Origin of the sequence: Streptomyces sp. Tue6028 (assembly GCF_002300165.1) — a bacterium.
Classification (GTDB): Bacteria; Actinomycetota; Actinomycetes; order Streptomycetales; family Streptomycetaceae; genus Streptomyces; species Streptomyces siamensis.
Genome location: NZ_MLCE01000032.1, coordinates 49,978 through 61,506, shown reverse-complemented (window position 1 = coordinate 61,506; position 11,529 = coordinate 49,978). Strand labels below are relative to the sequence as shown.

General features: G+C 74.7%; 8 protein-coding genes. 1 reads left to right on the top strand and 7 read right to left on the bottom strand.

Translation table 11 applies throughout. The features are described from left to right. Window positions 1-31: 31 nt before the first annotated feature. On the top strand, window positions 32-352 hold the full coding sequence (gene fdxA / locus BKI49_RS30450) for a ferredoxin (RefSeq protein ID WP_095937499.1): 321 nt from the start codon (window positions 32-34) through the stop codon (window positions 350-352). A 30-nt stretch (window positions 353-382) separates the two neighbouring features. Here fdxA and BKI49_RS30445 read toward each other — a convergent pair whose 3' ends face one another. The 7 genes from BKI49_RS30445 to BKI49_RS30415 form a co-directional block, all read right to left on the bottom strand. Next, the gene (locus tag BKI49_RS30445) at window positions 383-1,162 is read right to left on the bottom strand and encodes an exodeoxyribonuclease III (protein ID WP_095937498.1); all 780 of its coding nucleotides are present in this window, start codon (window positions 1,160-1,162) and stop codon (window positions 383-385) included. A 111-nt stretch (window positions 1,163-1,273) separates the two neighbouring features. Continuing rightward, window positions 1,274-1,909: an MBL fold metallo-hydrolase gene (locus tag BKI49_RS30440; protein ID WP_095937497.1), complete on the bottom strand. Its 636-nt coding sequence runs from the start codon at window positions 1,907-1,909 to the stop codon at window positions 1,274-1,276. 33 nt (window positions 1,910-1,942) lie between these two features. Next, window positions 1,943-3,238: a bifunctional 3-oxoadipate enol-lactonase/4-carboxymuconolactone decarboxylase PcaDC gene (pcaDC, locus tag BKI49_RS30435; protein ID WP_095937496.1), complete on the bottom strand. Its 1,296-nt coding sequence runs from the start codon at window positions 3,236-3,238 to the stop codon at window positions 1,943-1,945. A gap of 245 nt (window positions 3,239-3,483) precedes the next feature. Then, the gene (locus BKI49_RS30430; protein ID WP_095937495.1) at window positions 3,484-5,538 is read right to left on the bottom strand and encodes an SWIM zinc finger family protein; all 2,055 of its coding nucleotides are present in this window, start codon (window positions 5,536-5,538) and stop codon (window positions 3,484-3,486) included. Window positions 5,539-6,737: 1,199 nt separating this feature from the next. Continuing rightward, on the bottom strand, window positions 6,738-9,581 hold the full coding sequence (locus tag BKI49_RS30425) for a DEAD/DEAH box helicase (protein ID WP_095937494.1): 2,844 nt from the start codon (window positions 9,579-9,581) through the stop codon (window positions 6,738-6,740). A 135-nt stretch (window positions 9,582-9,716) separates the two neighbouring features. Further along, window positions 9,717-10,298 (bottom strand): sugar kinase, encoded by a 582-nt coding sequence (locus BKI49_RS30420; protein ID WP_095937493.1) that lies wholly within the window; start codon window positions 10,296-10,298, stop codon window positions 9,717-9,719. Then, window positions 10,295-11,440, bottom strand: a complete 1,146-nt coding sequence (locus tag BKI49_RS30415; RefSeq protein WP_095937492.1) for an ROK family glucokinase — start codon at window positions 11,438-11,440, stop codon at window positions 10,295-10,297. The genes BKI49_RS30420 and BKI49_RS30415 overlap by 4 nt, the downstream gene beginning before the upstream one ends. Window positions 11,441-11,529 lie beyond the last annotated feature (89 nt).

Here is an 11,529-nt window from a genome sequence, read left to right as displayed (position 1 = left end):
GGCAACGACACCTGGACCGTGGAGAGCACTCATGACGTACGTCATCGCACAGCCCTGCGTTGATCTGAAGGACAAGGCCTGCGTCGACGAGTGCCCCGTCGACTGCATCTACGAGGGCCCTCGCAAGATGTACATCAACCCGGACGAATGCGTGGACTGCGGTGCGTGCGAGCCCGTGTGTCCCGTCGAGGCCATCTTCTTCGAGGACGACACCCCTCAGGAGTGGGCGGACTTCCGCAGGGCCGACACCGAGTTCTTCGCCGAACTCGGCTCGCCGGGCGGCGCCTCCGCGCTCGGCCCGGTCGAGCACGACCATCCCGTGGTCGCCGGTGCGCCGCTGCCGACGGCATGACGCGCCTCCCCCGCGCGCCCGCCGCGGGGGCTACACCTCCAGGTCGACCACGACCGGGGCGTGGTCCGACGCCCCCTTGCCCTTGCGCTCCTCGCGGTCCACGTAGGAGTCGGTGACGGCCTTCGCGAACGGCTCGTTCCCATAGACGAGGTCGATGCGCATGCCGCGGTTCTTCGGGAAGCCGAGCTGACGGTAGTCCCAGTACGTGAACGGGTGCGCGTACTTGAGGGGGCGCGGGACGACGTCCGACAGGCCCGTCTCGCGCAGGGAGGCCAGCGCGGCCCGCTCGGCCGGGGTGACATGGGTGAGGCCCTCGAAGGCGGCCACGTCGAAGACGTCGTCGTCCGTCGGCGCCACGTTGTAGTCGCCCAGCACCGCGAACGGGCGGCTGCCCGCCGCGTCGCCCGCGACCGCGGCCTTCAGGGCCTCGAACCACTGGAGCTTGTAGGCGTAGTGGGGGTGGCCCACCTCGCGGCCGTTCGGCACGTAGACCGACCAGACGCGGACCGGTCCGCAGGTCGCGGAGATGGCGCGGGGCTCCTCGACGCCCTCGTACCCGGGGTCGCCGGGCAAGCCCTTGACCACGTCCTCCAGGCCGACGCGGGAGAGCACCGCCACGCCGTTCCACCGGCCCGTGGCGTGCACGGCCGTCTCGTACCCCAGCTCCCGCAGCTGGTCCACGGGGAACTGCTCGGCGGCGACCTTGGCCTCCTGGAGGCACAACACGTCCGTGCCGGTGCTCTCCAGCCAGGCCAGCAGCCTCGGGAGGCGGGCGGTGATCGAGTTCACGTTCCAGGTGGCGATGCGCATGCCTGACAACCTACCCGGCGGGTACGACAACGGGCCGACGGCCGTGCGGGAGCAGCCGGCCGTCGGCCCGTGCGGGGCCGCGAAGTACGCGGTGGTGGTGGCGGGCGAGGCTCACACCTCGGCCGAGCCGCCCGGTGCGAGCCGCAGGTGCTCGGAGCCGCCCAGGGCGCCGATCTGCCGGTCGTAGATCGGCCGGGCGAGGTCCGTGAGCAGGGCGTCGTGGACGTCGTACGCGCGCTGCGGTTTGACCTCGCGGACGTACTCGATGACCTCGGAGATCTTGTTCCACGGGGCCATCACCGGGAGCATCAGGGTCTCGACCGGCTGGTCGGGCACGGTGAGGGCGTCTCCCGGGTGGAACACCCGGCCGCCGTCGACGAGGTAGCCGACATTGGTGATGCGCGGGATGTCCGGGTGGATGACGGCGTGCAGCTCCCCGTGCACCTGGACGTCGAAGCCGGCCGCGGTGAACGTGTCGCCGTGCCCCACGGTGTGCACGCGGCCCGGGAAGGCGGCGGAGATCTTCTCGGCGACCGACTTCAGGGTCCAGATCTCGGCCGCCGGGTTGGATTCCAGCCCCGCCCGCAGCCGGCCCTCGTCGAAGTGGTCGGCGTGCTCATGGGTGACGAGGACGACGTCCGCGCCCACGGCGGCGTCCTCCTCGCTGAAACCGCCGGGATCGATGACGAGCGTGCGGCCGTCCTTCTCCAGACGGACGCACGCGTGCGACTTCTTCGTGAGCTTCATGCGTCCATCCTGCCCCTGCCCCGCCCCGGGAGCTCACTCCTGGGGCGTGGTCTCCTCCTGGATGACCTGCTGCGCCACCTTGAAGGCGCTGTTGGCGGCCGGCACACCGCAGTAGACGGCGGCCTGGAGCAGCACCTCCTTGATCTCCGCCGGGGTGAGTCCGTTGCGCAGGGCGGCGCGGGTGTGGAAGGCGAGCTCGTCGAGGTGGCCGCCCGCGACCAGCGCGGTGAGCGTGACGCAGCTGCGCGAGCGCCGGTCCAGGCCGGGCCGGTCCCAGATCTCGCCCCATGCGTAGCGCGTCACGAAGTCCTGGAAGTCGCCGGAGAACTCGTCGGCCGTGGCCAGGGCACGATCGACGTGGGCGTCCCCGAGCACCTCGCGGCGGACCTTGAGCCCGGCGTCGTAAGGGTCGGGGCGGCCCAGCACGGGGGGCTGCACGACGGCCGGGGCGATCTCGGCGACGGGTGCGACGGGCTGCGGCGCGGCCAGGACGGGCTTGACCGGCGCGGCCGGGATCGCCATCTGCCCGGTGGTCGAGTCGAAGGCGGGCTGCCAGGCGGTGGAGAAGTGCCGGACGAGCAGGTCGGTGACCGCGGCGGGCTGCTCCACCGGCACGAGGTGGGAGGCGCCGGGCACGACCGCGAGCCGGGCGTCGGGGATCCCGGCGACCAGCGTGCGCGCCTCGGCGGGCCCGGTGACCTGGTCGTCGGAGCCGACGAGCACGAGGGTCGGCACACCGATCCGGCCCAGCTCGGGGCGCACGTCGAACGCGGCGAGCGCCTCGCAGGACGAGATGTAGCAGCCGGGGTCCGTGGTGCGCACCATCTGCACGGCCCACTCCGTGATCGCGGGCTGGGCCGCGACGAAGCCGCCGGTGAACCAGCGCTCGGGCGAGGTCCGCGCCATCGGGTCGAGGCCGTTCGTGCGGACTATCACTCCGCGCTGCCGGAACTCGTCCGCCGTGCCGAACCGCGGCGAGGACGCGATCAGCGCCAGCGAGGCGAGGCGCTCCGGGTGACGCAGCGCGAGCTCGGTCCCGATCGCGCCCCCGAGCGCGCAGCCCGCGTACCCGAAGCGCTGCACGCCGAGCCCGTCGAGCGTGGCGAGCAGCCGCCAGGCGAGTTCACCGACCGAACCCACCGGGTGGGCGGGTGCCCCGCCGTGCCCGGGCAGATCGAACCGGAAGATCCTCCAGTGCTTCGCGAGCTCGGGGACCTGCCGGTCCCACATGTGCCAGGTGGTGCCGAGCGAGGGGCCGAGGATGAGGACTGGGGCGTCTTCCGGGCCGTCGAAGCGGTATTGCAGGGCAGGGGTCTTCGTCTCACTCACCGCTCCACGCTAACTTCCGCGCCAGTCGTCACGGACATGGCCCCCGCTTGTGCACGCCGCCCACACGGGTCCGTCACATGTGCGCGTGACATGGCCGGGGCTCGTCGCCGCACGTCGTGGGGGTGGAGCGGGGCCGGACGACGGAGGCCGCGCGGGCAGGGCCGCGGATGGGGCGCGGGCCGGACGGTGGGGGCGCGCGGGCGGGCAGACTGCGCCGGTCGTGGGTCCCTGGGACACCGCGGCGGTCACAGCTCGCCGGGTGCCCCGAGGCCGGTCAGGGCGCCCACCGGATCGAGGTCGGGGGTGCCTCGGGGCCACCAGTCGTCGTGGCCCGGTTCCGACTCGTAGGCGTACCAGAGACCGTTCCGGCCCAGGCGCAGCTGGGCGTGCCCCCGCGGGTGGGTGAGGTGGTTGCGCCAGGGGCGGAAGGCGGGCAGGTCGGCGGCGAGCAGGAGCGGCCGGGCCCGGTCGAAGCGGCCCGCCGGAGGGTCCCAGGGCTCGTCGAGCACCCTGAGCGCCTCGAATCCGCCCTGGCGCCAGGCGGCGACGGCTCGCGCCAGGTCGGTCGCGGTGCGCCCGGACGCGGAGGCCAGAGACGCGTACAGGGCGCGGGTCGCGGCCGTGAGTCCGGACCCGGGCCGGGCCGCGGCGATACGGACCGCGTCCTGCCACAGCGTCAGCTCGGCCACGGGGTCACGGCCCGTGGTGAGCAGCGCGTGCGCGCGGGCGGCGGCGTCGGTCGCCAACTGGTCGAGCGCGAACGTGTCCGGGCCCCCGGGCACGCCCGGGTAGGTCGGCGGCTGCTCGGGGTGCGCGGGCGGCGGCAGCGGTGCGGGGAGCGGCGGCAGGGCGCGTGTCGCGAGCAGGTCGCGAGCACGCACGCCGGGGACGGGTGCCGGTTCCTGTTCCTGGGCGGCGCGGGCCGCGCGGGCCGCGCTGCGCTGGGACAGCGCGTCGAGCAGCTCGCGCTCGCCACGACCGCGCAGCAGGAGCAGGACGAACGGGTCCTCGTCCAGCAGACGCGCCGCCTGGTAGCAGAGGGCGGCGGCGTGCTTGCAGGGATGGCCGGAGTCGGGGCAGCTGCACCGCGGTTCCAGCTCGCCGGGGCCGGGGAGCAGCGCGACCCCGCACTCCGCGAGCGACCTGGGCATCTGCTGGTCGAGCAGCGCTGCGATGTGTCCGGGTCGCTCGGCCGCGGCGTCCAGGAAACGGTCCCAGTCCTCGTCCGACAGCGTCCGGACCCTGACCTGCACGCGATACGGCCGCGGGCGCGTGCCGTGCACGTACGCGAGCACCAGGCCCGGAGTGACGGTGATGGCGTCCACGTGTCCGTGTCCCGCGTACGTCCGCCCGCGTGCCAGCCGTGCCGCGTCCAGTGCCCCTTCCTCCAGAGCGTTGACCCACGCGTTGCCCCACCATGTCTCCGCGAAGGCGTCGGTCTCCGACACCCGCGCCGGGAAGGCCGGAAACGTACGGCGCAGCTCGCCGTCGCGCCCCGGGGACGCCATGGAACGGGGCAGCCGGTCGCCCGTGAGCGCGGCCCGGTCCACGATTCCAGGGCGCGCCTCGCGTGCGTCGGCCGATCCGCCGTGCCCGGAGCCGTGACGCGCGGTACGGCCGCCGCGCGACGGCTCGCTCCGGTCGCCCGGTTCTCCGGACGGCGGGTCCTCGGGCGCCCCGTACCGAGCGCCGCTTCCGGCCGTGTCCACGGCCCGCGGCGTCTCGTCCTCGTCGCCCGGCTGCCCAGGCGTGGGGGGCGGGGCCGCCGGGAGCGGACCCCCGGGCAGCGCGGAGCGGCCACGGCGCCCTCCGGCGTCCACGTCCCCCGCTTCTCCGGGGACGGCGTCCGGGGCCTTCGGCGGCAGGTCCGAGGGGCGCGCGGGGTGCCCGGCCGCGGGCTCGCGGCCCGCGGCCCGAGGCCGTGCGTGCGGCCGCTCCGAGGGCGCGTACGTGTCCTCGGTGCCGTCGGCGTCGTCGGTGGGCATCCGGAACGCCCCGGCGAGCAGCTCCCGCAGTTCGCGGGCCCTCGGCTCCGGGTCCGGGCGGCGCCGTCCGCGCGAGGCCGCCCGGCGACCGGCCGTCGACTCGGCGAACCGGCCCCCTTCCTCAACTCCCTTGGAAACAGGGGCGATTGACCTTCGCCTCCCGGGTCCTGCCTCATCTGCCGCGGCATCCGCGCGGGCTCGTCGCGCCTCGTCCCGCGCCGCACGCAACGCTTCACGCGCCACGTCGCCGGGGCGCGCGGCGCCTGCGGCGGCGCTGTCCGCCGGACGGGGTCCGTGCCCGCCCGCCGCACGCACCGAACCCGATCCGTCGGCCCCGCCGGGCTCGGAGGGTTCGGAGGATTCGGAGGGTTCGGAGAGTGACGCGGCGCCCGGGGAGGCCGCGGCGTCCGAGGAGGTCTCGGAACCGGACGAAGCCGCGGCATCCGAGGAGCTCTGAGGCCCCGAGGGGTTCTCAGCGTCTGAGGGGCTCTCCGGGCCTGAGGGGTTCTTCGGGTCTGAGGGGCTCTTCGGGTCTGAGAGGTTCTTCGGGTCTGAGGGGCTCTTCGGGTCTGAGAGGTTCTTCGGGTCTGAGAGGTTCTTCGGGCCTGAGGGGTGCCCGACATGCGCGCCCGCAGCCCGCGCGCGACTCGCGGCCGTCGCACGCCGAAGGGCTTCGCGGGCCGCCTGGGCCGGCCCGGACGCGGGACGCGGCGCGGAAGCAGGGTCCGGCTCGGACGCGGAGTCCGACGCGGGTGCATGGCCGGGCGAGGAAGCGCGGCCCGGCCCGGACACGGCACCCGACGCGGACGCGGGCCCCAGTGCCGAAGCAGAGTCCGGTGCCGAAGCAAGGCCCGACACAGACGCGGCATCCGAACCAGAGTCAAGGGCCGGCGCAGGAGCAAACCCTCGCGCAGACCCGGGCCCCGTCCCGGAAGTGGGACCCGACGCAGACGAGCGACCCAGTCCGGAAGCGGGACCCGACCCAGACATGGGCCCCGTCCCGGGAGCGGAACCCCCCGCCGACGCGGAACCCGGCCCGGGAGCGGAAGCAGGGTCCGGCGTGGGAACCGGGGCCGATGTCGCTCCGTCGTCCGGCGCCGGAGCCGAGGCAGGCCCCGCTCCCCCGTCGGCCCCGGTGACGTCCCCCGGCGCGGAGGGCTCGCCCCGCACCGATGTGGCGCCCTGCGTCGAGGGCAGCTCGTCCCGGCCGATACCGGACGCCGAGGACAGCTCGTCCCGGCCGATACCGGACGCCGAGGACAGCTCGTCCCGGCCGGTACCGGACGCCGTGGACAGCTCGTCCCGGCCGATACCGGACGCCGAGGACAGCTCGTCCCCGTCGGTGCCGGACGGTGCGGGTGCGGATGCAGGGGGTTTCGCCCCGGCCCCCCTCGCCCCCCGCTCCCGCGCGGCCCGCAGGGCACGGCGGGCCTCGTCGGCGGGGCGCGCGCCGGCCACCGGGCGGGGGTCCCGCGCCGCGTCGGTCGTCGGCCGCTCTTCGGCTGCGCCACCGGTCATGCGGACCTCCGCAGCGACACCAGGTCCGACAGCTCGCGGTCGGTCAGTTCGGTCAGGGACGCCTCGCCGGAGCCGAGGATCGCGTCGGCCAGCGCCCGCTTCGCTTCGAGCATCTCGGCGATGCGGTCCTCCACCGTGCCCTCGGTGATGAGGCGGTGGACCTGCACGGGCTGGGTCTGGCCGATGCGGTAGGCGCGGTCGGTGGCCTGTTCCTCGACGGCCGGGTTCCACCAGCGGTCGAAGTGCACCACGTGCCCGGCCCGGGTGAGGTTCAGGCCGGTGCCCGCGGCCTTGAGGGAGAGCACCAGGACCGGCGTCGCCCCGCTCTGGAAGCGGTCCACCATGCGCTCGCGGTCGGCGACCGGGGTCCCGCCGTGCAGCAGCTCCACCGGGACGGCACGGGCCGTGAGATGGGCCGTGATCAGCCGGGCCATGCCGACGTACTGCGTGAAGACCAGGGCCGAACCGTCCTCGGCGAGCAGCGTGTCCAGCAACTCGTCGAGCAGGGCCAGCTTGCCGGAGCGGGCAAAGGGCCCGTGGGCGGCGGAGCGTGCCTCCTCCTTGAGGTACAGCGCCGGGTGGTTGCAGATCTGCTTGAGCGAGGTGAGCAGTTTCAGGACCAGACCCCGGCGGGCCATGCCCTCGGACGTCTCGATCGCCAGCATCGACTCCCGGACCACCGCTTCGTAGAGGGACGCCTGTTCGCGGGTCAGCGGTACGGGGTGGTCCGTCTCCGTCTTCGGCGGGAGCTCGGGGACGATGCCGGGGTCCGACTTCTTGCGGCGGAGCAGGAAGGGGCGGATCAGCCGGGCCAGACGGGCCACCGCCTCCTCGTCCTCGCCGTTCTCCACCGCGCGGGCGTGCCGGGCGCGGAAGGACTTGAGGGGGCCGAGCAGGCCGGGGGTCGTCCAGTCGAGCAGGGCCCACAGTTCGGAGAGGTTGTTCTCCACGGGAGTGCCGGTGAGCGCCACGCGCGCGGGGGCCGGGACGGTGCGCAGGGCCTTCGCCGTCGCCGAGTACGGGTTCTTGACGTGCTGTGCCTCGTCCGCGACGACCATGCCCCACTTCTGCTGGGCGAGCAGGGGCGCGGTGGACCGCATGGTGCCGTACGTCGTCAGGACGAAGCCGCCGTCGAGGCCGTCCAGGGTGCGGTCGGGGCCGTGGAAGCGGCGCACGGGGACTCCGGGCGCGAAACGGGTGATCTCCCGCTGCCAGTTGCCCAGCAACGATGCGGGGCAGACGACCAGGGTGGGCTCGCCGCGGGCGCGCCGCAGGTGCAGCGCGATGACGGTGACGGTCTTGCCGAGCCCCATGTCGTCGGCGAGGCAGCCGCCGAGCCCCAGGGAGGTCATGAGGTCGAGCCAGGCGAGGCCGCGCAGTTGGTAGTCCCGCAGGCGGGCCTGGAGGCCGGGTGGCGGCTCGACCGGTCCCACGCCCGCGGTCAGGCGGTCGCGCAGCACGGCCAGCGCGCCGACCGGCACCGCGTCGACGGTCTCGCCGTCGACCTCGGCGCTGCCGGTGAGGGCGACGGACAGTGCGTCGACCGGGTCGAGGAGGCCCAGCTCGCGCTTGCGTGCCTTGCGGACGAGGGCCGGGTCGACGAGCACCCACTGGTCGCGCAGCCGTACGACGGGGCGGTGGGCCTCGGCCAGGGTGTCCATCTCGGCCTCGGTGAGCGGATCTCCGCCGAGTGCCAGCTGCCAGCGGAACTGGAGGAGGTCCTCGCTCTCGAAGAATCCCGTGCCGTCCGTCGCCGACCCGGGCGCCGGGCGCACCACGGCGGCGGCGCTGAGGTCGTGGGCGAGGTCGCGGGGCCAGTGCACGGCGACCCCGGCGGCGCCGAGCCGGGTCGCCGCGATGCCGAGCAGATCGGACAGCTCCTCCTCGGAGAGGGCGAGCACGTCGGGCACGTCCTGCTCGGAGAGCCGGTCCAAGGGGGGCCAGACGCGGGCGGCGCGGCGCACGGCCAGGGCCGCGTCGACGCGCGCGCGGGGCCCGAACGTCGTGTCGGCGTCTCCCGCCCACAGGGCCGTGGCGTCCACGACGAGCGTGGGGTCGGCGAGGCTGTGCACCTGGACGATGGCCGCGCCGGCCCGGCGGGCGCCCTCGCCGTCGTCGAAGAGCTGGTACGCGGACAGGTCGAGGCGGAGCGAGATCCGCACGCCGGCGTCCATGCCCGCGGCGACCTCGGCGGCCCAGTCGTGGGCACCGGGCAGCCGCTGGGGCTCCCGGGCGGCGAAGGGCTTGCCCGAGGTGTGGGGGGCCGCCGGGGTGCGGGGCAGGGTGTCGGCGACCGCGTCCAGGAAGGCCCGCACCAGGGCTTCCGGTTCCGGCAGACGCAGGGGGCCCTTGCCGGGGAGGGGGACGGCGTGCCCCTCGTACGGCAGGGCGGCGGCCACGGCCCGCAGGTGGGCGATGTCGTCCTGGTCGAGGGGGCCGGCCCGCCAGGCGTCGAACCCGTCGGGGGTCAGGCCCGGCAGCAGCCGGCCGCGTGCGACGAGCCGCAGCGCGTGCAGCGCCGCGGCGCCCCAGCAGGCGGTGGCGGGATGGGCGGCGGGGTCGCGGCGCGCCCCGGCCAGCAGGGGCAGTGCCTCGGCGACCGACAGGGTCACCGCGGGGACGGTGCCTCTGCGGACGCCGGTGCCGTGCGGCCGTACGACCGTGAGGTCGGTCCGGGGGTCCGGGGGTGTGCCGTCGGCGGGCCCGGTGCCGGGGGCCGGTGTGCCGTCCGGGTCCCAGAAGGCGATCCGCCCCTCGCGCGGCAGCGGCGCCGGGAGGAAGACGGCGGCGAGCCGCACGGACGGCGCCTGCCCGGTCGCCGTGACCACCCCGTCCCCCATACGTCCTGCCACCTCCCGCCCGTCGGTCGAATCAGTTGTCTTCGACTCTACGGGCGGCCTCTGACAATCGGCCTCGCCGGCCGCGTCGCGCCGGACGGGGCCGGGGCTCGGTCACGGTCACGGTCACGGTCACGGTCACGGAATGGTGCGCGAGACCACGTACACCATGGGGTGCTCGGGTGTGCTCCAGTTCACGACGATGTCCTGGGTGGGTGCGGGGTCCTTCTGCTTGTGGACCAGGCCGGCCCAGGGGCCGGGTCCGGTGAACTCCCAGCCGACGACCTGCTGGTTGCGGGCGCTGATCGTGATGTCGTCCTTCTTCAGGGCGTCACGGCTGGTGCCGACGTCCTTGAGGAAGGTGTCCAGACCCGCCGGGGTGGTGCCGAACTGCACGTAGAGACGGCTGGTCTTCCAGTTGTTCGTCTCGTAGTAGGCGACGTCGGTGGAGTTCGTCGGGATCGGCACCTGGTAGAGGCGGCGCTGGACGCGCGAGGGCCAGCCGGCGGTGAGGCCGGTCGCCGAGTACTTCGCCTCCTTGTCCTTGCCGCTGTTGCGACTCTGGTTGGCGGAGATCACCAGGTAGCCGGCCGGCACGCCGATGAGCAGCACGATGATGAGCAGCGTCAGGGCACGGCGGTGGAACTTGTGGCGCGGGTCCTCGGGTGGCCGCTGCGGCTCGTCCGGCGGGGACGCCTGGCGCGGCAGCGAGGCGGTCACAGGGACCCCTGGGTGGTGCGGCGGGACTCGGCGTAGCGCTCGTACCGCTCGTAGCGCTCCACGCGGCGGCGCTTGGCGCGGCGGAAGCGGCGGGCGACGAGGCGGGCGAGGTCGGCCGCGCCGACCATGCCGGCCTCGGGGCCGAGCTGGGCGCGGGCGATACGGGCCTCGGGGCGGTAGCCGCGGCCCGTGAGGTGCCGGCGGAAGGCGTCCCGGGCGGGGCCGATGAGCAGGTCGTCGGCCGCGCTGACGCCGCCGCCGATGACGAAGCAGGAGGGGTCCAGGGCGGCGGCCAGGTTGGCGATGCCGACGCCGAGCCACTGCCCGATGTCCTGGAGCAGCTCGATGCACATGGCGTCGCCCTCGCGGGCCAGCTCGGTGATCATCGGGCCGGTGATGTCGCCGACGCTGCCCTTGACGTGCTCGATGATGCCGTACGCCACCGGGGAGTCGGCCGCGGCGAGTTCGCGGGCCTCGCGGACCAGGGCGTTGCCCGAGCTGTACTGCTCCCAGCAGCCGCGGTTGCCGCACGGGCAGCGGTGGCCGCCGGGCACGACCTGCATGTGCCCGAACTCGCCCGCGACGCCGAACTTGCCGCGCTTGACCTGGCCGTCCTCCAGGATCGCGCCGCCGATGCCGGTGCCGAGCGTGATCATCACCAGGTGGTCCTCGCCGCGGCCGGCGCCGAAGCGCCACTCGGCCCAGGCGGCGGTGTTGGCGTCGTTGTCGACGAGCACCGGGACGGACAGCCGGCCGGAGAGCCGGTCCCGCAGCGGTTCGTTGCGCCACGACAGGTGCGGGGCGAACAGGACACGATTGCGTTCCGCGTCGACCCAGCCCGCGGCGCCGATGCCGACGGCGTGCACGTCGTGCCGGTCGGAGAGGTCCAGGACCAGTTCGACGATGGTGTCCTCGACGACCTTGGGGCTCTTGGACTTGTCCGGCGTCTCGGCGCGGACCTTCTCCAGGATGTTGCCGTCGGCGTCCACGACGCCCGCCATCACCTTGGTGCCGCCGATGTCGATGCCGACGGTGGGGACGCGGGGCGCCGTCAGGTGCGATCGGCGCTCACGCGTCCCCACGGTCCGCAGGACGGTGGCCCGCGCGGAGCCGCGGTGTGCGAGGTCGCGGTAGGTGCTCATCGCGCCGATTCTGCCCTAAGCCCCGGCGGGGCTGCACCGCGGGAGCGCGGGGCGGCCGGTGCGCCGGGGCCCGTGTGCGGCCGGTCGCA

Bases quoted from the DNA above. Each gene is read 5' to 3' on its own strand.
- fdxA (WP_095937499.1), top strand. From the start codon at position 32: ATGACGTACGTCATCGCACAGCCCTGCGTTGATCTGAAGGACAAGGCC.
- BKI49_RS30440 (WP_095937497.1), bottom strand. From the start codon at position 1,909: ATGAAGCTCACGAAGAAGTCGCACGCGTGCGTCCGTCTGGAGAAGGAC.
- BKI49_RS30425 (WP_095937494.1), bottom strand. From the start codon at position 9,581: ATGGGGGACGGGGTGGTCACGGCGACCGGGCAGGCGCCGTCCGTGCGG.
- BKI49_RS30415 (WP_095937492.1), bottom strand. From the start codon at position 11,440: ATGAGCACCTACCGCGACCTCGCACACCGCGGCTCCGCGCGGGCCACC.
- BKI49_RS30445 (WP_095937498.1), bottom strand. From the start codon at position 1,162: ATGCGCATCGCCACCTGGAACGTGAACTCGATCACCGCCCGCCTCCCG.